Genomic DNA, 23363 nt, shown 5'->3' with positions numbered 1-23363 from the left:
GCGCGGGTGTCCTTGTCCGCGCCGGTTCACGTCACCGGCGCCTGGTGGCGGCATCCGAGGCTAGCCGCATCCGCCGTCCTGCCGATACCGGTTTTCCCCTGGCCACGGCCCGGGGAAAACCGGTGTCCGGCATGCTCCGCGTCTTGCCAGGATCGAGTCATGCGACATTGGCCGATCTTCGCGCTCCGACTGACGACGCCGCGGCTGGAACTGCGCCTGCCCGGCCTGGACGACCTGGACGAACTCGCCGACGTGGCGGCCGAAGGCGTCCACGACCCGGGCGAGATGCCGTTCGGCGAGCCCTGGACGGACGCCCCGCCGCACGAGCGCGCCCGCTCGACCGTCCAAATCCACTTCCGGCAGTGGGGCACCTGGTCTCCCGGCGACTGGGCGTGCTCGTTCGTGACCGTGTGGGAGGGCCAGGTGGTCGGCGTGCAGGAGATGCGGGCCGTCGACTTCGCCGTCACCCGGGAGGTCGCCACCGGCTCGTGGCTCGGCAGGCGCTTCCACGGCAGGGGCATCGGCACCGAGATGCGCGCGGCCGTCCTGCACCTCGCCTTCGCCGGACTCGGCGCGCGGTACGCCCGGTCGTCCGCCTTCGCCGACAATCCACGGTCCCTGGCGATCTCCCGCAAGCTCGGTTACCGGGACGACGGGATCGCCATGTTCAACCGCAAGGGCGAGGCCGTCCCGCAGCAGCGGGTGCGCCTGTCCCGCGACGAGTGGACGGCTCCCGGCGGGTTCGAGATCCACGGCCTCGCGCCCTGCCTCCCCCTGTTCGGAGCCTCGGAGGGGATCACGGATGCAGGGGGAGCCCTTTGAGCGTCTTGTCCACGGCGTTCTTCGGGCCGTACACGGCCAGCCCGACGAGCGGCATCTCCTCGGCCGTGACGGCCCGTACGGCTGCCCGGTTGTCCACGTCGTTGCCGGTCTTGAACATCTCCTCGATGTAGACGGCCACGGCGAGCCCTCGCTCGACGGCGCGGGCGCGGACCCGGGCGAGCGCGGCGGGGCCGGCGGCGTAGACGAGCACGGGCTGGCGGAACATCGGCAGGTAGGAGGTGCCCGAGCCGTCCTCGTACCGCTCCCCGATCACCTCGGGGGCTCCTCCCGCGACCGCGCTGGCCAGGAACGCCGTCACGTTCAGCTTCTGCCACACGGCCAGGTCCTCCCGGACCACGATGCCGATCTTGGTGTCGAAACGCATGCGAACCAGGCTGCCCCGGGGCGCGCGGGCCGTCTTGTACGCTCGTGCGCCGCCGATCCGCGCACAATGGGGGCGTGGCACAGGACTGGTCCCGATACTGGCGGTCCCCCGACCGGACTCTTGAGGCGATGCACGCCCACTTCACCCGGCACGTCTACCACCGGCACAGCCACGAGACGTACTCCTTCGGCGTCACCGAGGAGGGCAGCCAGGCGTTCACCTGCCGCGGGGCCGCGCACACCAGCGTGACGGGCATGGTCATGGCGTTCAACCCGGAGGACCCGCACGACGGGCACGCCGCCGACCCCCTCGGCTTCACCTACCGGATCGTGCACATCGGGCCGGAACTGGTCACCGGCGTCCTGGGCGACGTGACCGGGCGGGAGACGGGACCTCCCCTGTTTCCCCACCCCGTCGTACGCGACCCGGCGCTCGCGGCCGGGCTCGGGGCGCTGCACAGGGCCCTGCTCGGGGGCGCGTCCGCGCTCCGGCGGGACGAGTTGCTGACCGGCGTCGTCTCCTCGATCGTCCGGCGGGCCGCCACCCGGCCGGTGCGGGCGCGGGAGGCCGCCTCCGCGGACGCCCGCCGCATCGCCGAGCGGGTGCGCGGTCACCTGCATGACGCTCCCCTCGCGGAGGTGACCGCCGACGACCTCGCCTCCCTGACCGGGCGCAGCAGGTTCGCCGTCTACCGCGCGTTCCGTTCTGTGTACGGCATGGCGCCCAGCGACTACCAGCGGCTGCTCCGGCTGCGTACGGCCAGGCGGCTGATCGCGGAGGGCCGCGCGCTGGGCCAGGCGGCGGCCGAGGCCGGATTCGCCGACCAGAGCCACCTCGCCCGGTGGTTCGTCCGCTGTTACGGCATGAGTCCGGGGGAGTACCGGGCCGCCGCGCACACGCCTCAGGCCAGACGGGCCGGGAATCCGCCGGTGGCGATCGGCCCCCAGGACGTGGGCGTGATCCGCACCAGCGACTTGCCCTGACGGATCATGGCCGCGCGGTACTCCTCCCAGTCCGGGTGCTCGCCTGAGATCGAGCGGTAGTACTCGACCAGCGGCTCCAGGGCCTCCGGCAGGTCGAGCACCTCGGCGGCGCCGTCCACCTGCACCCACGGCCCGTCGAAGTCGTCCGACAGCACGACCACGCTCGCCCTCGGGTCGCGGCGGGCGTTGCGGGTCTTGGCCCGCTCGGGGTAGGTCGACACGACGATGCGGCCTTCGGCGTCGACTCCGCAGGTCACCGGGGATGCCTGAGGGCCTCCGCCACTCCTTGTCGTGATCAGGATCGCCCGGTGGCGATCACGGACGAAGTCGAGCAACTGCTCGCGGGAGACCTTCTCTGCGGTCGCGATCCTCGGACTCATGCGCCCACTTTAATCACCGTTCTGAGGCACGCTCCGCTCCACCAGGCAGGTGACGCCGTCGAGCAGGAGCCGCATGCCGAGCTCGAACAGGTCGTCGAGGCGGAAGTCGTACCCGTCCTCGCCCAGCTCGCCGAGGACCTTGGCGAAGGCCGGGTAGCGCCCCGACCCCGCGATGGCGCTCAGCGCCGGTCCCTGAACGTCCATCCACTGGTCCTCCGACAATCCGGTCGCCGCCGCGATCTGCGCCTCGCGTTCCAGGTTGATCGCGAGGCCCTGCACGTGGCTGTAGAGCAGGATGTGGAGGTCGAGCGCGGTCGCGGAGTCGAGGCCGAGGCCGTCGAGCGTGGCCAGCGCCCAGTCGGCGTGCGCGGCCAGTCCGGGCAGCGGCAGCGGCCTGCCGAGCGGGCTGAGCTGCGCCAGCCAGGGATGCCGCCGGAAGATCGCCCACAGCGTCCGGCCCGCGATCTCCAGCCGTTCCCGCCAGCCCTCAGGGTGATCGCCGGGATAGCCCAGCTCGCCGAAGGCCGCGTCCGCCATGAGCAGGATCAGGTCGTCCTTGCCTCCCACGTACCGGTACGGCGACATGGCCGCGACCCCGAGCCGGGCCGCCACACCGCGCATCGACAGCGCCTGCAGCCCTTCGGCGTCGGCGATCTCGATCGCCGCCCGCACGACCCTCTCGCGGGTCAGTTCGCGTTCGGCCCCCGCGCCGGGCCGCCGCCGCGCCGCCGCCGCATCGCGTGCGGGTGGCGCCTCAAGGCGCGCCCGATCTCCCGGCCGCGTGACGGCTCCCGGCGGGGGCGGGAGGGCCGGGGGCGGCTCCGCGACGACCGTGCCGACGCGGGGTTCGGCCCGGACCAGCCCTTCCCTGCGCAGCTCGGCGAGCGCCCTCGTCGCGGTGGCGAGCGCGACTCCCCACTGCGCGGCCACCTGCCGGGTCGAGGGCACCCGGTCGCCGGGCGCCAGCTCGCCCTTGATGATCCTGCGCCTGAGGTCGGCGGCGATCCTCGCGTACGGCGGCGGCACGTCGATCTCCTTTCTGTACTAGGACACAACCTAGCTGTCCTAGTACAAATTTCCCCCATAATCGCAGCTTGCATGCGCTTGCGCTTACACCGTACATTCACCGCATACGGCATCCACACCCCTAGGGAGCTTCCATGACCGACGTGCTCGTCTCCGGCGCCGGTGTCGCGGGGATCACACTCGCCTCCTGGCTGCACCGCCGCGGCTTCGCCCCGACTGTGGTGGAGCGCGCGCCCGGCCTCCGCGCCGGAGGGCAGGCGATCGACATACGCGGCGTCGCACTGGAGGTCGCCGGCCGCACCGGCGTACTCGACGAGGCGCGGCGCCTGCGCACCGGCCACCGCGGCATGTCCGTGTACGACGGCGAGGGCAACGAGATCATGCGCTCGGAGGAGTCGACCTACAGCAGCGGCCGTATCGACAACGACGACATCGAGTTGCTGCGCGAGGACCTCACCCGCCTGCTGTACGAGCGGACGCGCGGAGAGGTCACATTCCTGTTCGGCGACTCGATCACCGCGCTGGAGCAGGACGAGCAGGGCGTGCTGGCCCGGTTCGAGCACGCCGAGCCGCGCCGATATGACCTCGTGGTGGGCGCGGACGGACTGCACTCCACGGTCCGGCGGCTGGCCTTCGGGCCCGAGCGGGAGTTCGTCCACCACCTGGGGACCTACCTGGCCGTCTTCGGCATGGACAACTTCCTCGGGCTGGAGGACTGGCAGGTCTGGATGCAGGACGCGGAGCGCGGGTACGGCGTCTTCCCGGTCCGGGGCAACACCGAGCTGCGAATCACCCTCGGCTTCCAGTCCGAGCCGCTCGACCACCACGACCCCGCGCGGCTGCGGGCGGCCGTGGCCGAGGCGTTCGCGGGCGCGGGCGGGGAGACGCCGAGGCTGCTGAAGGGCATGGAGGAGGCGAGCGACTTCTACTGCGACTCGATGGCCCAGATCCACCTGGACCGGTGGTCGTCGGGACGGATCACACTCGTCGGCGACGCCGCCTACTGCCCTTCCCCTCTGTCGGGCCAGGGCACGAGCCTCGCCCTCGTGGGCGCGTACGTGCTGGCCGCCGAACTGGCGGCGGCGGGAGGCGCGCACGAGGCCGCCTTCGCCCGCTACGAGCGGCGGATGCGGCCCTTCGTGGCGCTCAACCAGGCGCTGGCCACGGAAAACCCGGGCCGTGGGGCATCCGAGGAGTCGGTCGATCGAGCCAAGGACGCGATCTCCCTGGACGAGTAAGGAGCCTCGAAGCGCTTTACCTTTCTTCGAACCGGCCCCCACCCAGTACGTACGTATCCCTGGAACAGGTATCGATATGGGTGTTTTCCCCCTCCTCTCCCCAAGGCATGAGAAGGCAGTCTGAGAACGTCTAGAAGAGCGCATGAGAGTCAGGGGGACCGATCATGTGCCAGCACCACCCTCAGTGCCCGTCGGCGGACGCACCCGACCGCGACGCGGCCTGCCTGATCGCCTTCCACCCCGAGCAGGGATGGGGCCTCCTCTGCAACGGCGTCGTGCTGTTCGACGACAGCGGTGAGCTCATGCCCGACGGCCGCAGCATCCCGGCCCGCGTGGCTCTGGGATGTGCCGCATGACCGAGCCGACCAGGGCCCACGGCCCGGCGCGGACGCCGCTTCGGAACGAAGGCGAGAAGAAGGGATGAGCATCATGTACTGCCCCGTCACGGACACACCGCGGACGCTCGCCCACGGCGGCGACACGCCCTGGCACCGCGCGGTCCTCCAACGCTGGGAGACCCTGGTGCAGCGGGTCGGCGACCTCGCGATCCGGCTCGTGGACGAGCCCGACATCGAGGCGGCGACCTGGCGGCTGCCCGCCGAGCCCGCCTCGGTCGGGCTGGCCAGGCGGCTGACCAGCGAGCGCCTGAGCGCATGGGACCTGGAGAAGCTGTCCGACGTGACGGAACTGCTGGTGAGCGAACTGGTCACCAACGTGTTGCGCCACACCGGCTGCGGCGACCTCGTCGTACGGCTTTCGGTCGTCGAGGGGCTGCTGCGCTGCGAGGTGGAGGACTCCGACGACTCGCTCCCGGATGTGGCCAGGCCCACCACCGGCGACGAGAGCGGCCGCGGACTGCTGCTGCTCGACTCCCTCGCCTGCTGCTGGGGCGCGCAGCGCACCCGCAGCGGCAAGATCATATGGTTCGAGTTGCCGGCGTGCGCCCTTCGCTGACCTGCCCGTCCGCGCCCGGCCGCTGATCCGGCTGTTCCATGATCCAGGCGGCCACCTGGGCGCGGGACTTGAAACCGAGCTTGTCGAGGATGTGTTCGATGTGGCCCTCCGCGGTGCGCTGGGAGATGGTCAGCCGGCCGGCGATGTCCTTGTTGCTCAGTCCCTCGGCGACAAGGCGGGCGATCTCCGTCTCCCGGCGCGTCAGCGGCGCGATCCGGCCCTCGTGGGGCGTCGCCTCGCGGGCGGGCGCGCGTTCCCGCATGGCGTAGGCCAGGGCCTCCTCCCGTGTCAGGGCCGCTCCCCGGCCCGTCTCCGCCCGGAAGCCGCGCTCGCCCAGCGCCTCGCTAGTGGCCGCCGCGCACTCGTCGTGGCAGACGCTCATGTAGCGGAACTCCCCCAGCCGCGAGCCTGCGGCCTGCCAGGAGGTGCGTACGGCGCCGAGCAGCCGGGCCGCCCGCTCGTACTCGCGCTCGGCCGCCGCCAGCCAGGCGTGGAGCTCCAGGTTTATCCCCATCCCGATCTGGTCGCCCGCGGTCGTCACGTAGCGCAGGCTCTCGTCGCTCATCTCCCGGGCCGCCCGCATGTCACCCCTGCGCCAGGCGTCGATCGCCAGCGCCAGCAGCGCGTACGCCCGGTGCCAGCCCTCGCCGTACAGGTCGCACAGGGCCACGCACTCCTCGCCGAGGTCGCGGGCGACCGGCCTGCCCAGGAACGCGTTGGCCATGGAGAGCCGGTTGAGGGCCAGCGCCATGCCGATGGGGTTGCCGATCGCGCGGTGGGCGGCCGCGGCCTCCTCGTATCCGCGCATGCCGGTCTCCAGGTCACCCGCGCAGACGGCCGTCATGCCCGTCAGGAACGCGATGTAGCCGAGCGTCACCCGCAGCCCGAGCCGCCCGGCGATCTCCGCGGCCTCCTCCAGGCGCGCGCACGCCGTGGCGTGGTCGTCCTGGAGCAGGGCCATCCAGGCGCCCGCCCACAGCGCGTGGGCCCGCGCCTCGCCGGGTTTTTTCGCCGCGGCCAGGCTCCGGTCGAACCAGCCCGATCCCTCCGACAGGTGGTAGCCGCTCCAGTGGTAGAGCAGCTCCGCGGTCATCGCGAGGCCTGTCTCCGCCTCTCCAGGCTCCCGCAGCGACCAGTCCAGGGCCTTGCGGAGGTTGGCGTGCTCCCGCCGCAGGCGCTGCACCCACGCCTGCTGGCCTGCGCCGAACAACTCCGCCCAGGCCCGTGACGTGATCTTCCGGTAGTAGTCGCGGTGCCGCCGGTGCAGCGTCGCCTCATCCCCCGAGGCGGCGAGCAGCTCACGCCCGAACTGCTGCACGGTGTCGAGCAGGCCGTAGCGGACCATCCCGTGGCACTCCCGCCGGAGCAGCACGGACTTGTCGACCAGTCCCGCGACGATCTCGAGCACCTCCTCAGGGGCGATGCCGTCGCCCGCGCACACGTGCTCGGCCGCCTCCAGGTCCAGGCCACCAGCGAAGACCGAGACGCGCTGCCACAGCAGCCGCTCCTGCTCCGTGCACAGCTCGTAGCTCCACTCGAACAGCGCGCGCAGCGTACGCTGCCGGGGCAGCGCGGCCCGTGAGCCCCCGGTGAGCAGCCGGAACCGGTCGTCCAGCCGCTCCAGCACCTGCCGCGCCGACAGGGCGCGCAGCCGTACGGCGGCCATCTCGATCGCCAGGGGCACTCCGTCGAGGCGGCGGCAGATCTCGGCCACCACCTCCTCGTTCTCCCCGGTCACCTCGAACTCGGGCACGACCGCCGCGGCCCGCTCGGCGAACAGCCGGACCGCGTCCGACTCGCCGGGCGGCACCGCCCGGTCGCCGCAAGGGGAGGGCGTCGGCAGCGGCGCCAACTCGACGATCCGCTCGCCGTCGATGCCGAGCGCCTGCCTGCTGGTGGCGAGCACGCGAAGGCCGGGAAGCGCACGGACCAGCGTGTCCACGAGCGTCGCGCACGCGGCGAGTATGTGCTCGCAGTTGTCCAGCACGATCAGGGTCTGCCGGTCCCGCAGGCGCTCCACGAGCGCGTCCAGCGGCGGCCGGGCCGAGCAGAGGGTGACCGACAGCGCCTCGCCGACGGCCTGCGTGACAAGGCCGGGATCCCCGAGCGCGGCGAGCTCGACCAGTTGCACGCCGCCGGGGAAGCTCCTGCGGACCTCCTCGGCCGCCCGCAGCGCGAGACGGGTCTTGCCCACCCCGCCCGCGCCGATCACGGTGACCACGTGCGCGGTCCCCAGCAGGCGTTTGAGCTCGCCCAGTTCGTGCCTGCGCCCGACGAAGCTCGTCACCTCGGCGGGCAGTCCCCCCGGTCCCCCGCCGGCGCCCTCCGTCCGCGTAGTGGTCATTCGCATAGCGGTCGTTCGCATAGCGGTCATGAGCCCACGCCGCCCCCGTCGTCCGGTGCGCCACGCGCCGTGGCACATACCACCGTACAAACCGGGGCCCCGGACCTTCCTGAGCACCCCGGCGGAGCTCAGCCCTTCATCCGCCGCAGGATCTGCTCACGCCTGACCTGCAGGTCGTCGATGAGCGCCTCCTGCTGCTCGACGTTGGTCAGCAGGACGGATCTCTCCGCCATGTCCATCGGCCCGTCCCAGCGCTGCCCGATCTCCTCGCGCATCTGCGCGGCCTGCTCACGCAGGCGCTCGATCTGCGCGTCCACCTCCTCGAGTTCCTTGCCGAGCTCGGGGTCGTCCATGCCTCACCGTCCTTTGCGTCGCCCGTGTTCGCGATGGCGTGTTCGTCCACCACATTCCACGAGGACGGCGAACTATTCGGCGACGGCGGCGGGTAGATAGACGGTTTCGCCGGTGTCGCGGGCCCGCTGGGCGGCGGTCAGCCGGGCCACCAGATAGGCCGGCATGAGGGAGACGGCCTGCGCGGCGGTGAAGAACCCGTAGTCGTCCAGCTCCTCCCGCTGCAGTACGACGCCCGTTCCGTCCTGGAACGTCCCGCAGTCGAACAGGAAATGGACCAGCGGGACCGGCCGGTCGTCCAGCGGCGGCACCCACTGGACCACGAGCAGGCGGCCAACCGGCCGGGTGAGGCCCAGCTCCTCGGCCAGCTCCCGGCCGCAGGCCGCCTCGGGCGACTCGCCCTCGTCCACGTGACCGCCCGGCCAGCCCCAGTGGTCGCGGTAGCCCGGCTTCACGAGCAGGACCCGGCCCGAGGAGTCCGTGATGAAACCGGCCGCCGCGGCGGCCACCTTGAACAGCCCCGCGTAGAAGGCGTCCGCGGGGATCATCGAGGCTCCGATCTCATGCCCCGAGCCTAGGTCATCTCCCCTGTCGGGGATGTCCCCTAGATCGCGGGGATGAGAGGCGTACGCCTCCGGCAGTACCCGCGATCTGGTCTGTGCGTCCGATGTGCCGCCCTTGATCGGCTCCTACCGTCGAAGCAGACGTAAAGGGGAGGTCATGGGAAGCCGCAGGAACATCGCCGCCACCATCGGTGGCTGGAGCGCACGCCACCGGTGGTGGGCGCTGCTCATCTGGGTCGCCTTCGTCGCCGTCGCGACCGTCGCGGGCAACGCCGTGGGCACGGCCGAGATGCGTGGCTACGAGTCCGCCAACGGCGACTCGCGCCAGGCCGAGCAGATCCTCGACGGCGCCGGCTTCCCGGACGTGGCCGGCGAGGTCGTGCTGGTCCAGTCGCGTACGGAGACGCTGACGGTGGCGGATCCGGCCTTCCGCCGGGCGGTCGAGGACGTCAGGACGGCCGTCGAGGCCACCGGCCAGGTCGAGAACGTGCGCACGCCGTACGACAAGGAGCCCTCGCCGGTGACGCCGGACGGGCGTACGACGCTGGTCCAGTTCGACATGAAGGGCGACGGCGGAACGGCGGACGAACGGATCCAGCCGGTTCTCGACGCGGTGGCCGGGGTGCAGGGGGCGCACCCCGGCCTCCGGGTGGAGGAGGCCGGAGCGGCCAGCTCGACGAAGCTGGTCGGTGAGGCGATCGACAAGGACTTCGTCCGCGCCGAGCAGCTCTCGCTGCCCATCACGCTCGGCATCCTGCTCGCGGCGTTCGGCGCGCTGCTGGCGGCGGTCGTCCCGGTCGCGCTGGCGATGACGGCGATCTTCGCGGCCACCGGCCTGCTGGCATTCACCAGCCAGATCCTGCACGTCGACTCGGCCACCAGCAACGTCATGCTGCTGATCGGCCTGGCCGTGGGCGTCGACTACAGCCTCTTCTACATCATGCGGGAGAGGGAGGAGAGGTCGAAGGGACGCGACAAGAAGCGGTCCCTGGAGATCGCGGCGGCCACCTCCGGACGTGCCGTGCTCATCTCCGGCGTCACCGTCATCGTCGCCATGGCGGGCATGTTCCTCACCGGCAACGGCGTCTTCATGGGCTTCGCCGAGGGCACGATCCTCGTGGTGCTCACGGCCGTGGTCGGCTCGCTGACCGTGCTGCCCGCGCTGCTCTCGCTGATCGGCGACAAGATCGACGCGCGGCTGATCCACGGCACGGCACGCGTCCTCACCGGCGGCCGGGTCACCTGGCGGCGGATCCTCGGCGTGCGCGGCGGCGAGAGCCGCGTGTGGGGGGCGATCCTGAAGCCGGTGCTGCGGCACCCGCTCGTCTCCGCGCTCCTCGCGGGCGGACTGCTCGTCGGCCTGGCGATCCCCGCCCTCGGCCTGAAGACCGGCCCCCAGACGATCGACGACCTCCAGGGCGACTACCAGATCGCCGAGACGTTCAAGCGGATCGACGAGGCGTTCCCCGGCGGGAACCAGCCGGCCGTGATCGTGGTCAAGGCGGCCGACGTGACGACGCCGGCGTTCACCGCCAAGATCGAGGAGTTCAAGCGGCAGGCGCTGGCCACGGGCGAGGCCAACGAGCCCTTCGGCGTCGCCGTCAACCCGGACAAGACCGTCGCCAAGATCAGCATCGGCGTCAAGGGCACGGGAACCGACGAAGTCTCCGAGCACGCCGTCCGCACCCTGCGGGAGAAGGTCGTCCCGGCCACGCTGCCCGGCGCCCACGTCACCGGCGCCACGGCGGGCTCGATGGACTTCAACGAGCAACTCGGCCGCCGCATCCCGCTCGTGTTCGGGTTCGTGCTGCTGCTGGCGTTCGTGCTGCTGCTGGTCTCGTTCCGCTCACTGGTCGTCGCGCTCAAGGCCATCGTGCTCAACCTGCTGTCCGTGGCCGCGGCGTACGGCGTGCTCGTGCTGGTCTTCCAGCGGGGGTACGGCGAGAGCCTGCTGGGCTTCGAGTCGACAGGGACGATCACCGACTGGCTGCCGCTGTTCCTGTTCGTGATCCTCTTCGGGCTGTCGATGGACTACCACGTCTTCATCCTGAGCCGGATCAGGGAGGCGTACGACAAGGGCATGAGCACCGAGGACGCCGTGTCGTACGGCATCAGGAGCACGGCGGCCGTGGTGACCAGCGCCGCGCTCATCATGGTGGCGGTGTTCGCGACGTTCGCCACGCTGTCGCTGCTGACGTTCATGCAACTGGGCATCGGCCTGGCGGCGGCCGTGCTCATCGACGCGACGATCGTCCGCGCGGTGCTGCTGCCCGCGACGATGAAGCTGCTCGGCGACTGGAACTGGTATCTGCCGCGCTGGCTGAACTGGCTGCCGCGGTTGTCCCACGGCGACGACGCCCCCGAGGAGGTTCCCGAGGAGCGGGTCCCCGCCCTCGTCTGATCCTCAGCTCCTCGGCCACGCCGGAGCGGTGCCGTGTCTCCTGACACTGGCGCCGTTCCGGCGCTTTGCCGTTCACGGGCTCTGTTATGTGGACCGTTCTCACGCGAAATTCCCGGTAAGTTACCGCCGACGGGGCGCGTGAATCAGGGCAGCGACGGAGGCGTCATGACGGGGAACGGCCCGACCGAAAATGCGGAAAAGGACTTCTTCGTCACCTATAACGGCAAGGACGAGAGCTGGGCGACCTGGATCGCGCGAACCCTCGAGGACGCCGGCCACACCACCGTCATCCAGGCCTGGGACTTCCGGCCGGGGGACGACTTCATGGCGGGGATGGACAAGGCGCTGTCCGCCTGCCGGCATGTTCTGGGCGTGCTGTCTCCCCATTATCTGAGCTCCATGTTCACGCAGGCGGAATGGACTGCGGCCTATCGTCGGACGCTGCTCGGCAGAGAACGCGGATTCATCCCGGTGCGGGTGGCCGAATGCGACGTCGCCCCGCTGCTCGGACCGCTGGTCTACATCGACCTGGTCGAAGTCGACGAGGCCGAGGCGCGGGAGCGCCTCCTGTCCGGGGTCTCCCCCTCAGTGCGCCGGGCCCGCCACGCCTGACTCCGTACGCGGATCCGCCTGCCTGACGGAGTGCGGCGAGTACGGTCACGCCATGAGCGCGCAGCCGGTTCATGATCCACGGTTCGATCCGCAGACAATTCTTCAGGCGCTGCCGGAGAGGTGGCGGCCGGTTTTCCTCGCGCGGTATCAAGAGGCATGGGAGGCGGCCCGGGAGCCGGGTGAGTACCACCGGCTACCCGAGCTTCTTGATCTGTGGTGGCTGAACTCGATCGCGTTCGCCGATCCCTCGTATGAGGAGCGCGCGCAGGAAGCGGCTAGTGAGGCCGGCGAGTTCGTCTCCCTGCAGGAGGCCGTCCCCGATTGGGAAGAGCGAGTGGCACGGGCTCGTCGCTCCTGACCTGCCCGTATGCCTTGCCGCGACCGCCTCGCCCAGGCGATGGCCCCTCCACCTGCGGACCCCAGCCGTGGGGGCACTCGGAGGGCTAAAAGTGCATAAGGGTAAAATACGTGCACGTGGTGCACAGCGGTAATAATGGTCGCAAACTTCTGATCTATTGGGCCGCCGGTGTGCTCGCGTACATGGTCGCGGTCTTCCAGCGGCAGTCGGTCGGCGTGACGGGCATCGAGGCCGCGGCGAGGTTCGGGGTCGGGGCGACGGCGCTGTCCACGCTCGCCATGCTGCAACTGCTCGTCTACGCGGCCATGCAGATCCCCGTCGGCGTCCTGGTCGACCGCCTGGGGTCCAAGCGCATGCTGCTCGTCGGCGCGGCGGTCATGGCACTCGGACAACTCCTGTTCGCCTTCTCGACCAGCCTCCTGCCCGCCGCCGCTGGGAGGGTGCTGGTCGGCTGCGGCGACGCGATGACGTTCATCAGCGTGATCCGGGTGGTCAACGTCTGGTTCCCGCCCCGCCGCAACCCGCTGATCGTGCAACTCACCAGCATCATCGGGCAGCTCGGCGCGGTCGGGGCGGCCGTGCCGTTGATCAGCTCCCTGCACGCGTACGGCTGGACGCCGACCTTCCTGTGGGCCGCGGGCCTCGCGGTGGTGGCGCTGGCCGTCGTCGCCGCCGCGCTCCGCGACCGCAGACCGGAGCGCGCACCGGCGGCGTCCGGAGTGCGGGCGGCCTGGGCCGAGCCGGGCACCCGCCTCGGGATGTGGACCCACGCCGCCACCCAGTCCTCGGCCGCCGCCTTCACGATGCTGTGGGGCTACCCCTTCCTCGTGCAGGGTCATGGCCTGTCCCCGAACACGGCCGGGGTGCTGCTGAGCGCGCTGACACTGCTCGGGATGGCCTGCGGGCCGCTGCTCGGCTATCTGGCCGGGCGCTTCCCGTTGCGCCGCTCGCGGATGGTGCTCACGATCATCGCCATCACGGCGGGCGCGTGGACGCTCGTCCTGCTGTGGCCCGGTGGCCATGCCCCGCTGTGGACGCTGGGGCTGCTCACGGTGGCCCTCGCGACGAACGGGCCCGGCGCGGTGATCGGCTTCGACTACGCCCGCACGTTCAACCCGGCCGAGCGCATCGGCGTCGCCACCGGCATCGTCAACGGCGGCGGGTTCGCCGCCACCATGTGCCTGATCGCGCTCCTCGGGATCATCATGGACCTGCAGGGCGACTTCCGCTGGGCGTTCGCCGTGCAGTATCCGATCTGGCTGCTCGGTGCCGTACAGGTGATCCGTTACCGCGCCCGCGCCCGCCGCGCGGCCCTGCGCACTCCCGCCGTCCCGGCCACCGCCCCGGCCTGACTCGGAGCCCGAGCGGCGGGCTACCTCAGCGGGACGAACGGTTCGGGGAAGTGGGAGGGAGCGAGGACGACGGCCCTGGCGAGCAGGTCCTCCCGGGTCCGTACGGCGAGATCGGGGTCCTCGTCGTAGACGTAGGTGATGGTGGGATCGGCGACCTGGACGGGGTGGAGCACGGCGTCGCCGCTCATGATCACGTCTCCCACCTCGACGCACTGGTGGCCGGGGGTGTGGCCGGGCGTGTGCAGCACCCGGACCCCCGGCACGGGCTCGGCGTCGCCGTCGACGACGTCGAGCCTGTCCCGCAGGGGATCGAGGATCAGCTCGCGCACCGGGCCGGACGCCCACTCGGTCTCCGACCGCTGCAACACGTAGCGGGCCCTGGGGAAGGCGGGAGCGCCGTCCACGACCGCGCCGCCCGCGTGGTCGCTGTGCAGATGGGTCAGCACGACCACATCGACGTCGGCGGGGTCGGCCCCGGCGCCGGCCAGCGCCCCGCCGAGCCGTCCGGGCAGCGGCGCCCAGGTCGCCGGCGAGTGCGCGCCGCCGATCCCGGTGTCCACCAGGACCGTACGGCCCGCCGCCCGCAGCAGGTAGCAGTGGAAGTGCAGCACCCACTCCTCGCCGGCGGCGAAAGCGGCGCCGGGGAACATCTCGGGCAGTGGTTTGCGGACCGGCTCCTTCATCGGCCCCACGGCATCACAGAGGGGGATGATCTCGACACCGGACACGATTCTCGGCTCATGGTGCGGCATCGCCTCACACTAGAAGATCCCGAAAGCCCGCGAAGCCCACCCCCGGACAGCCGGCCGTCCGTACGGCTCACGCGACGGGGTGGATGATTGACGGGTGGATGATTGACGGGTGCTCGCCGACGTCATCCACCATCTCGCCTGCCCGGCCTGCGGGACGGCCGTCCAGCTCTCCGGCGGATCGGTCAGGTGCGCGCACGGCCACTCCTTCGACGTGGCGCGCCAGGGATACGTGAACATGCTCACCCGCCCGGCCGGCACGGCCGACACGCCCGCCATGGTGGCCGCGCGGGCGCGCTTCCTTGAGGCGGGCCACTACGCCCCGCTGGCCGGCCGCCTCGCCCGGCTGTGCGAGGGCGCCGCCGTGGTCGCCGACGCCGGCGCTGGCACCGGCTACTACCTGGCCGCGGCGCTCGGCGACGCCGCGGCGGGCATCGCGCTCGACGTGTCGAAGCACGCGCTGAAGCGGGCGGCCCGCGCGCATCCCCGCATCGGCGCCGTCGTGGCGGACGTGTGGCGGCCGATCCCCGTCGGCGACGGCCGCGTGGACGTGCTGCTCAACGTCTTCGCGCCGCGCAACGCGGAGGAGTTCGCCCGGGTGCTGCGGCCGGGCGGCTCCCTGGTCGTCGTCACGCCCGGCCCCGGCCACCTGAGCCCGCTCGTCGAGCGGCTCGGCCTGCTCAGCGTGGACGAGGACAAGGACCGCCGCCTGGAAGACGCCCTGGGCGGCCGGTTCACCCGCACCGCGGAGGAGACCGAGGAGGTCGCGCTTTCGCTGCGCCACGACGAGGTAGAGGCGGTGGTCGCCATGGGCCCGAGCGCCTGGCACACCCACCCGGAGGAACTGGCCGCGAAGATCGCCGCGCTGCCCAGCCCCGTGCCGGTGACCGCGTCCTTCCACATCAGCCGCTGGGCTCTGTCCACGTGACCCTGCGCGACGCCTGCCGTGCATGCCGGAGGTGAGCGGAGGGCCGCCCGCACGCGGATCGCCGGCTTGCACAGTTCCCGACCGGCGCTCGCGCCGATTTGTGGCCCGACATCGCCCATTTGTCAGCCATTTGCGCCCCTCTCGATACATACTGAACCCGACCCCGTAGGAGCGCAGGGGAGGGCCGGTATGAAGGCCGAGGAACGCTGGCAGGCCAGGTTCCGGGCACCGCGCGTGACCCTGCCCACGTGGGCGCGTCAGGCTCCGCACCGCGCCGTCTACCGCGGCGACGCCTCCGGCTCGTGGGAGATCTACGCCTGGGACCGGTCGAGCGGGCTGATCCGCCAGGTCACCGACGGCGCCCGCGGCGTCCGCCATGGCGCGATCGACCCCGCCGGCCGGTGGATCTGGTGGTTCGGCGACGCGGACAGCGACACAACCGGCGGCGGGTACGGCGTGTGGTCGCGCCAGCCGTTCCACGGCGGCCCTGACGAGCCCCTGGCCATACCGCCCGGCCACCCCTGCGGGCTCGCGCTCGCCTCGGACGGCGCGGCCGCCGTCGGCCGCTCATCCCGGGACGGCTTCGAGATCCTGCTGGCCCGGCCGGGCAGCGAACCGGTCACGTTGTACCGCCACGACGAGTACGCCGCGGTCGCGGACATCTCCCTCGACGGCACGCTCATCGCCGTCAACCACAGCGAGCACGGTGACGCCCTGCACCCGGCCGTACGGGTGATCAGGGCGAACGGCTCGACGGTCGCCGAACTGCACGATGGACCGGGCAGAGGGGTGACCGGCTGCAGGTTCGCCCCTGTCCCCGGCGATCGCCGACTGCTCGTCCTGCACGAGCGCAGGGGCCGCCGCGAACCGCTCGTGTGGGACCCGGTGACCGGCGAGCAGCGGGAGATCTGGCTGCGGGTGCGCGGCGAGATCTCCGCCGACTGGTACGACGACGGCCGGGCCCTGCTCATCATCCACAACGAGCGGGGACGCACGGAACTGCTGCGCTACGACCTCGCCGGCGGCGGCCTCACCCCGATCCAGAGCCCGCACGGGGTGATCGAGGCGGCGGCGCCGCGCCCTGACGGCACCATCGAGTACGCATGGTCGAGCGCCGCCCACCCACCGGTGGTCAGGTCGAGCAACGGCCACGTGGTCTTCAGCCCGGGGCGCACGCCGCCGCCGTCCGTGCCGCTGGAGGACATCGACGTGGAGGGGCCGGCCGGGCGCATCCACGCCCTCGTGTCCCGGCCCGAGCGGGTGGCGGCGCCGTACCCGACGGTGTTCCTCCTGCGCGACACGCCGCCGGGGTTCTGCGGCGGCACGGACGGCCAGGACGACGACTCGTTCCATCCGCAGGCCGCGGCCTGGGTCGACAGCGGTTTCGCGGTGATCCGGGTGAACCACCGGGGGTCGGCCGGGTACGGCTCGGCCTGGCGGAACGCCCCGCGCGGCGGCGTCGGCCACGTGGAACTGGCCGACGTGGCGGCGGTGCGCGACTGGGCCGTGGAGCGGGGCATCGCCGACCCGGACCGCCTCGTGCTCACCGGCGCGGAGTGGGGCGGCTACCTGACCCTGCTGGCGCTCGGCACCCAGCCCAAGTCGTGGGCGGCGGGGATCGCCGCCGCGCCCATAGCCGACCACGCGGCGGCGTACGAGGACGAGCCTGGGTGCATGCGCGCGGTGCACCGGGCGCTGCTGGGCGGTTCGCCCGCCGAGGTGCCCGAGCGGTACGCCGCGTCCTCCCCGATCACGTACGCCGACATGGTGGAGGCGCCGCTGCTGATCCTCGCGGGGACGAACGGCCCGCTCCGCCCGGACTCACAGATCGAGCGCTACGCACGGGCCCTGGCCGACCTCGGCGGGGAGGTGTCCGTGTGCCGGTACGACGCCGGCCCGGGGGCGCGGGTCGTCGAGGAAGGGGTGCGCAGGATGGCCGCGTCGATCGACTTCGCCGTACGCGCGCTGGACTCCCGCCGCTAGGGAGCGTCTGACAAATGCTGTCTGTGCGATTCAGGGTGCGCGCAGGACGAGGATGGCCAGGTCGTCGGCGCTCGGCACGGGCGCGAAGTCCTGCACGGCGCGGCGGATGCGCTCGGCCACCGCGCGGGCGGACAGGTCCACGCACTCCGCGAGAAGCTTGGCCAGGCCGCCGTCGTCGTCGAGCAGCCGGTTGCCCGACCGCCGCTCGGTGACCCCGTCGGTCACGCCCAGCAGCACGTCGCCCTGGGTGAGCCGCAGGCTGTCCTCCTGGAACTTCGCCTCGGGGAACACCCCGAGCAGCGACTGCGGCGAGGCCACGACCTCGACGTCGCCGTTCGGCCGCAGGCGCAGGGCCTCCGGATGCCCGGCGGAGACGAGGCGGATGTCGAGCCCCTCCGGCATGACCGTGATCTGGCCGTGCAGCAGCGTCAGGAAGCGGGCGCGCTCCCCCTCCTCCAGGATGGCCTGGTTGAGCCGGCCCACGACGGCGGCCACGCCGTACCCCTCGCGGGCGAGCAGCCGGAGCGTGTGCCGGGCCAGCCCGGTGACCGCGGCGGCCTCGGGCCCGGTGCCGCAGACGTCGCCGATCGCGAAGCGCCAGACGCCGTCCGAGATCGGGAACAGGTCGTAGAAGTCTCCGCCGACCTCGTTGTTCTCCCCAGCCGGCTCGTAGATCACGTGGAAGTCGAGCCCCGGGGTGGTGGGCTCGTCCGGCGGCAGGAGGCTGCGCTGGAGCGCCCGGTTGGCCGCCGCCTGCTGGGCGTACAGCCGCGCGTTGTCGAGCGCCAGCGCCGCGCGGCGGCCGAGGTCCTCGGCGATCTGCATGGCCTCGTCGGGGAAGCGGTCGCGCCGGCCCAGGCACATGACGCCGAGCCGCCGCCCCCGCGCGGTCAGCGGGTACGCCAGCGCCTGCCACTCGCCCATCGGCAGCACGGCCGGGTCGTCGTCGGCAGGCAGCGTGATCTCCTCCAGTTCGTCGCGCATGGCGTCGATCTGGGTCTCGTCCGCGTGCCAGAGATAGGCGGGCCGCAGGTCCCCCGACCCGTCCTGGGCCGTGTAGACGGCGCACCAGCTCGCCAGGCGCGGCACCACGATCTGCGCGACGATCGCCGGCACCATCTCCGGGTTGAGCGTGCCCGCGAGCAGGTCGCTCGCGTCGGCGAGAAAGCCGAGCCAGCCGGGGCCGTGCGCGGCCTCCAGCAGCCACTCGTCACTCTGCACCGGCTCCCCGCCCGGCAGTTCAAGGCGGGCCCAGCGGGTGCGCAGCGACGAGGTGAACGTCACACCCCAGGTGGCGACGTCGGCAGGCGGCCCGAAATCCTGGCCGTCCGCCTTCTCCTTGACCTCCAGCTGGATGGACTCGCCGTGGTGGAGCCACACCACCTCGAAGGGCGCACCGGACGCCTGGACGACGAGCTCCTCCACCAGTCGCTCGGCCTCGGGGCACACCGACATCGCGGCCCACGCCGTCATGACCTCACGCGTGAACCGCTTCGCTTCGGGTACGGCCGTCTCTCCCGGCGTGAACGACGCAGCCAGGACGGCTCGAGGGGTAATTGCCACCATCATTGTGCTTACCACACTTCCGGCTGACCGCGGGTCAGGCAAGGGGCCCCGCAACGCGTCGAACGTGACAGACTGGCATGGAGTCCGCGGCTGGACGGCCGTGTTGGGCCTATGCCTTGGTCGCGTCAGCCCCGATCGGGGTAAAGGAGGCTAAATGTCGCCCGCCAACGCCGAGCTGGCCGAGACCGAACGGGTTTATCGCGAATCGGATCTTGTCCCCTTCCTCGAGACGCTCATCACATGGCGGGACGGTGACTTCCGCCGCCGTGTGTCCCACGCCCCTCCTGGAGTCCTCAGTGAGATCAGGCTGCTGCTGAACGAGGTGGCGGACCGGCGGGAGCACCTCGCCAACGAGCTGGCGCGGGTGCGGCGCGAGATCGTCAAGGAGGGCCGCTTCACCGAGCGGCTCAGCCCCGGTCCCGGCGTCGGCGCGTGGGCGGAGAGCGTGGGCTCGGTCAACGACCTGATCGACGCCATCGTGACTCCGGTCAGCGGGGCCGCGGACGTCATAGACGCCGTCGCCAAGGGCGACCTGTCCCGCCGGATCGACCTGGATCGCGCGGCCCGGGGCGAGGTACGCAGGCTGGGCAAGGCCATCAACGGCATGGTCGACCAGCTTTCGCTGTTCACCTCGGAGGTCACGCGGGTCACCCGCGACCTCGGCACCGAGGGCAAGCTGGGCGGCCGCGCCAACCTGCGCGGCATGTCGGGAAGCTGGCGCGACCTCACCGAGGCCGTGAACACGATGTCCGACCGCGTCTCCGCGCAGGTCCGCGACATCGCCGAGGTGACCACCGGCGTCGCCCGAGGCGACCTGAGCCGCAAGGTCACCGTCGACGCCGTCGGCGAGATGCTGGAGCTGAAGCACACCGTCAACACGATGGTCGACCAGCTCTCCGCGTTCGCCGAGGAGGTCACCAGGGTGGCCCGCGAGGTCGGCACCGAGGGCAAGCTGGGCGGCCAGGCGCAGGTGCGCGGCGTGTCGGGCGTCTGGAAGGACCTCACCGACAACGTCAACTTCATGGCCAACAACCTGACCTCGCAGGTGCGGCAGATCGCCGTCGTCTCCACCGCCGTGGCCAAGGGCGACCTGTCCAGGAAGATCACGGTGGACGCCCAGGGCGAGATCCTGGAGCTCAAGGAGACCCTCAACACGATGGTCGACCAGCTCTCCGCGTTCGCCGACGAGGTGACGCGCGTCGCCCGCGAGGTCGGCACCGAGGGCAAGCTGGGCGGGCGCGCCGAGGTGAAGGGCGTGTCGGGCGTCTGGAAAGACCTCACCGACAACGTCAACTCGATGGCGAACAACCTGACCTACCAGGTGCGCAACATCGCCCAGGTCACCACCGCCGTCGCCAACGGCGACTTCACCCGCAAGATCGACGTCGACGCCCAGGGCGAGATGCTCGAACTCAAGAGCACCATGAACACCATGGTGGACCAGCTCTCGTCCTTCGCCTCCGAGGTGACCCGCGTCGCCCGCGAGGTCGGCACCGAGGGACGGCTGGGCGGCCAGGCGCAGGTACGCGGTGTGTCGGGCATCTGGAAAGACCTCACCGACAACGTCAACTTCATGGCCAACAACCTGACCTCGCAGATCCGGCAGATCGCCGTCGTCTCCACCGCCGTGGCGCAGGGCAACCTCTCCAAGAAGATCACCGTGGACGCCCAGGGCGAGATCCTGGAGCTCAAGGACACGATGAACACGATGGTGGACCAGCTGTCCGCCTTCGCCGACGAGGTCACCCGCGTCGCCCGCGAGGTCGGCACCGAGGGACGGCTGGGCGGCCAGGCGCGCGTCCCCGGCGTGTCGGGCGTCTGGAAGGACCTCACCGACAACGTCAACTCGATGGCGAGCAACTTCACCTACCAGGTGCGCAACATCGCCCAGGTCACCACCGCCGTCGCCAACGGCGACCTGACCCGCAAGATCGACGTCGACGCCCAAGGCGAGATCCTCCAGCTCAAGAGCACCATGAACACCATGGTCGACCAGCTCTCGTCCTTCGCCTCCGAGGTGACCCGCGTCGCCCGCGAGGTCGGCTCGGAGGGCCAGCTCGGCGGCCAGGCACGGGTCGAGGGCGTCGAGGGCACCTGGAAGCGGCTCACCGAGAGCGTGAACGAGCTGGCAGGCAACCTGACCACGCAGGTGCGCGCGATCGCCGAGGTGACCAGCGCGGTCGCCAGGGGCGACCTCACCCGGTCGATCACCGTCGAGGCGCCGGGCGAGCTGGCCCAGCTCAAGGACAACATCAACACGATGGTCGCCACCCTGCGCGAGACGACCAAGACCAACCAGGAGCAGGACTGGCTCAAGTCCCACCTGGCCAGGATCTCGCGCCTGATGCAGGGCCACCGCGACCTGATGGAGGTCGCCCGGCTGATCATGAGCGAGCTCACGCCGCTCGTCTCGGCCAGCCACGGCGCCTGCTACCTCTACGACGACGGCAGGCTCGACCTCATCGCCGGGTACGGCATCCAGCCGGGCTCGGCTCCCAAGCCGAGCTTCGAGCTGGGCGAGGGCATCATCGGCCAGGCCGCGCTGGAGGCCGAGCAGATCATCCTGGAGGGCGTGCCGGTCGACTCGATCACCGTCGAGACCGGGCTGAGCCGGTCGAACCCGGCCCAGATCGTCGTGCTGCCGATCCTCTTCGAGAACAAGGTGCTCGGCGTCCTCGAGATGGCCTCGTTCCGGCAGTTCAGCGAGGTCCACCTGGCGTTCCTCACCCAGCTCGTCGAGACCATCGGCGTCACGATCAACACGATCATGGCCAACTCCCGCACCGAGGACCTGCTCACCGAGTCGCAGCGGCTCGCGATCGAGCTGCAGGAGCGCTCCGACGAGCTCCAGCGCCAGCAGGAGGAGCTGCGCAGGTCCAACGCCGAACTGGAGGACAAGGCGGCGCTGCTGGCCAAGCAGAACCGCGCCATCGAGATCCAGAACTTCCAGATCGAGCAGGCCAGGCGGACGCTGGAGGAACGGGCCGAGCAGCTCGCGGTCTCCTCGCGCTACAAGTCCGAGTTCCTCGCGAACATGTCCCACGAGCTGCGCACCCCGCTCAACAGCCTGCTCGTGCTCGCCAAGCTGCTCACGGAGAACGCCGAGGGCAACCTCACCCCGCAACAGGTGGAGTTCGCCCGGACGATCCACGACGCGGGTTCCGCGCTGCTGCAGCTGATCAACGACATCCTCGACCTGTCGAAGGTCGAGGCGGGCCGCATGGACATCCACCCGCAGGGGATGTCGCTGTCCGCGCTGGTCGACTACATGGAGGCGACGTTCGCCCCGCTCGCGCAGGACAAGGGCCTGTCGTTCGCGGTCCAGATCGACCCGTCCGTGCCGGACGAGGTGCGCAGCGACGAGCAGCGGCTGCAGCAGGTGCTGCGCAACCTGCTGTCCAACGCGGTGAAGTTCACCCACCATGGCGAGGTCAGGCTGGAGGTGACCCGGGCACCGGCCGACGTCCCCTACGTGGACGAGAAGCTGCAGGGCTCGCCCGAGGACATGCTGGCCTTCCGGGTCGTGGACACCGGCATCGGCATCGCGCCCGACAAGCTCGAAGTGATCTTCGAGCAGTTCCGTCAGGCCGACGGCACGACCAGCCGCAAGTACGGCGGCACCGGCCTCGGCCTGTCGATCTGCCGGGAGATCGCCCGCCTGCTCGGCGGCGAGATCCACGTCCAGAGCACCCCAGGGGAGGGCAGCACGTTCACGCTGTATCTGCCCCCGGACTACTCGGGGCCGCTCGCCGCACCCGACGGCGGGGCGATCGCCACGCTCGCGGAGCCCGAGGGACGCGAGGACGAGCTCCCCGACCTGCACATCAAGGACATCCTCCCGGAGATCCCGCTCCCGACCGACCTGCCGGTCCCCCAGTACACACCGCTGGTGGACGCCCACGACTGGCAGGGCGACGACCCGCTGTCCGGGGCCAAGATCCTCATCGTGGACGACGACATCCGCAACGTCTTCGCGCTGACCAGCGTGCTGGAGCGGCACGGCTCGACCGTCGTGTACGCGGAGAACGGCCGCGAGGGCATCGAGCAGCTCGAACGCAACGAAGACGTGGCGCTCGTGCTGATGGACATCATGATGCCCGAGATGGACGGCTGGGCGACGACCTCCGCGATCCGTACGATGCCGCAGTTCGCCGGCCTGCCGATCATCGCGCTGACGGCCAAGGTCATGCGCGGGGACCGCGAGAAGAGCATCTCGTCCGGCGCGTCCGACTACGTGCCCAAGCCCGTCGACGTCGACCGGCTGCTCGAACGGCTCCGCGGATGGCTCGTGCGCGGGCGTGGCGGAAGCGCAGAACGTACGAGGGGCGTGCCCGCCCCCGAGTCCCGAGACGCCCAGGAGACGTGATC

Annotated in this window: 20 protein-coding genes; 12 read left to right on the top strand and 8 right to left on the bottom strand. The window is 71.3% G+C overall.

Annotation, left to right across the window (positions count from 1 at the left end; genetic code table 11):
* Positions 1-159 precede the first annotated feature (159 nt).
* Positions 160-822 (top strand): GNAT family N-acetyltransferase, encoded by a 663-nt coding sequence (locus HHX31_RS19760; RefSeq protein WP_169949783.1) that lies wholly within the window; start codon positions 160-162, stop codon positions 820-822.
* Here HHX31_RS19760 and HHX31_RS19755 read toward each other — a convergent pair.
* The gene (locus HHX31_RS19755) at positions 797-1207 is read right to left on the bottom strand and encodes a DUF2000 domain-containing protein (protein ID WP_169949782.1); all 411 of its coding nucleotides are present in this window, start codon (positions 1205-1207) and stop codon (positions 797-799) included. The two genes, HHX31_RS19760 and HHX31_RS19755, sit on opposite strands and share 26 nt — an antisense overlap.
* Before the next feature lie 74 nt (positions 1208-1281).
* On the opposite strand from HHX31_RS19755, the gene HHX31_RS19750 reads away from it, so the two are divergent.
* Positions 1282-2190 (top strand): AraC family transcriptional regulator, encoded by a 909-nt coding sequence (locus HHX31_RS19750; protein WP_311932084.1) that lies wholly within the window; start codon positions 1282-1284, stop codon positions 2188-2190.
* Here the strand turns inward: HHX31_RS19750 and HHX31_RS19745 are convergent.
* Positions 2109-2570: a PPOX class F420-dependent oxidoreductase gene (locus HHX31_RS19745; RefSeq protein WP_169949781.1), complete on the bottom strand. Its 462-nt coding sequence runs from the start codon at positions 2568-2570 to the stop codon at positions 2109-2111. The two genes, HHX31_RS19750 and HHX31_RS19745, sit on opposite strands and share 82 nt — an antisense overlap.
* Before the next feature lie 9 nt (positions 2571-2579).
* Positions 2580-3596 (bottom strand): GntR family transcriptional regulator, encoded by a 1017-nt coding sequence (locus HHX31_RS35755; RefSeq protein WP_311932082.1) that lies wholly within the window; start codon positions 3594-3596, stop codon positions 2580-2582.
* Positions 3597-3730: 134 nt separating this feature from the next.
* Between HHX31_RS35755 and HHX31_RS19735 the strand changes: the two genes are divergently transcribed.
* The 3 genes from HHX31_RS19735 to HHX31_RS19725 all read left to right on the top strand — a co-directional run bounded on the left by HHX31_RS19735 (position 3731) and on the right by HHX31_RS19725 (position 5788).
* A complete protein-coding gene (locus HHX31_RS19735; RefSeq protein WP_169949780.1) occupies positions 3731-4834 on the top strand; it encodes an FAD-dependent monooxygenase in 1104 nt (367 codons plus the stop codon).
* Positions 4835-4998: 164 nt separating this feature from the next.
* Positions 4999-5190 carry a DUF5999 family protein gene (locus HHX31_RS19730; protein ID WP_169949779.1) on the top strand — a complete coding sequence of 64 codons (192 nt, stop codon included), beginning with the start codon at positions 4999-5001 and terminating at the stop codon, positions 5188-5190.
* 64 nt (positions 5191-5254) lie between these two features.
* Positions 5255-5788 (top strand): ATP-binding protein, encoded by a 534-nt coding sequence (locus HHX31_RS19725; protein ID WP_169949778.1) that lies wholly within the window; start codon positions 5255-5257, stop codon positions 5786-5788.
* Here HHX31_RS19725 and HHX31_RS19720 read toward each other — a convergent pair.
* From HHX31_RS19720 to HHX31_RS19710, 3 genes are all read right to left on the bottom strand, one after another.
* Positions 5751-8132, bottom strand: coding sequence for a LuxR C-terminal-related transcriptional regulator (locus tag HHX31_RS19720; protein WP_169949777.1), 2382 nt, complete (start codon positions 8130-8132; stop codon positions 5751-5753). The two genes, HHX31_RS19725 and HHX31_RS19720, sit on opposite strands and share 38 nt — an antisense overlap.
* 128 nt (positions 8133-8260) lie before the next feature.
* Positions 8261-8485, bottom strand: coding sequence for a hypothetical protein (locus HHX31_RS19715; protein ID WP_169949776.1), 225 nt, complete (start codon positions 8483-8485; stop codon positions 8261-8263).
* A gap of 72 nt (positions 8486-8557) precedes the next feature.
* Positions 8558-9031, bottom strand: coding sequence for an NUDIX hydrolase (locus tag HHX31_RS19710; protein ID WP_169949775.1), 474 nt, complete (start codon positions 9029-9031; stop codon positions 8558-8560).
* Between the two features lie 172 nt (positions 9032-9203).
* Between HHX31_RS19710 and HHX31_RS19705 the strand changes: the two genes are divergently transcribed.
* From HHX31_RS19705 to HHX31_RS19690, 4 genes are all read left to right on the top strand, one after another.
* On the top strand, positions 9204-11447 hold the full coding sequence (locus tag HHX31_RS19705) for an MMPL family transporter (RefSeq protein WP_169949774.1): 2244 nt from the start codon (positions 9204-9206) through the stop codon (positions 11445-11447).
* A 165-nt stretch (positions 11448-11612) separates the two neighbouring features.
* On the top strand, positions 11613-12059 hold the full coding sequence (locus HHX31_RS19700; protein ID WP_169949773.1) for a toll/interleukin-1 receptor domain-containing protein: 447 nt from the start codon (positions 11613-11615) through the stop codon (positions 12057-12059).
* 52 nt (positions 12060-12111) lie between these two features.
* Positions 12112-12417 carry a DUF6247 family protein gene (locus tag HHX31_RS19695; protein ID WP_169949772.1) on the top strand — a complete coding sequence of 102 codons (306 nt, stop codon included), beginning with the start codon at positions 12112-12114 and terminating at the stop codon, positions 12415-12417.
* A gap of 110 nt (positions 12418-12527) precedes the next feature.
* On the top strand, positions 12528-13769 hold the full coding sequence (locus HHX31_RS19690; RefSeq protein ID WP_311932077.1) for an MFS transporter: 1242 nt from the start codon (positions 12528-12530) through the stop codon (positions 13767-13769).
* Between the two features lie 20 nt (positions 13770-13789).
* Here the strand turns inward: HHX31_RS19690 and HHX31_RS19685 are convergent, their stop codons facing one another.
* A complete protein-coding gene (locus HHX31_RS19685) occupies positions 13790-14452 on the bottom strand; it encodes an MBL fold metallo-hydrolase (protein ID WP_249346166.1) in 663 nt (220 codons plus the stop codon).
* 178 nt (positions 14453-14630) lie between these two features.
* Here HHX31_RS19685 and HHX31_RS19680 point away from each other — a divergent pair, with 178 nt between their 5' ends.
* Entirely contained in the window at positions 14631-15446 is an 816-nt protein-coding gene (locus HHX31_RS19680; RefSeq protein WP_169949770.1) for a putative RNA methyltransferase, read from the top strand.
* 189 nt (positions 15447-15635) lie between these two features.
* Positions 15636-17429, top strand: a complete 1794-nt coding sequence (locus HHX31_RS19675) for a prolyl oligopeptidase family serine peptidase (protein WP_169949769.1) — start codon at positions 15636-15638, stop codon at positions 17427-17429.
* Positions 17430-17459: 30 nt separating this feature from the next.
* On the opposite strand, the gene HHX31_RS19670 is transcribed toward HHX31_RS19675, so the two are convergent.
* Positions 17460-18902 carry a PP2C family protein-serine/threonine phosphatase gene (locus tag HHX31_RS19670; protein WP_249346165.1) on the bottom strand — a complete coding sequence of 481 codons (1443 nt, stop codon included), beginning with the start codon at positions 18900-18902 and terminating at the stop codon, positions 17460-17462.
* A 247-nt stretch (positions 18903-19149) separates the two neighbouring features.
* On the opposite strand from HHX31_RS19670, the gene HHX31_RS19665 reads away from it, so the two are divergent.
* On the top strand, positions 19150-23361 hold the full coding sequence (locus tag HHX31_RS19665; RefSeq protein WP_169949768.1) for a HAMP domain-containing protein: 4212 nt from the start codon (positions 19150-19152) through the stop codon (positions 23359-23361).
* Positions 23362-23363: the final 2 nt, after the last annotated feature.

Source organism: Microbispora sp. H11081 (assembly GCF_012999535.1).
Taxonomy (GTDB): Bacteria; Actinomycetota; Actinomycetes; order Streptosporangiales; family Streptosporangiaceae; genus Microbispora.
The sequence above is the reverse complement of the archived record's forward strand: the minus strand, read 5'-3'. Positions and strand labels throughout refer to the sequence as shown.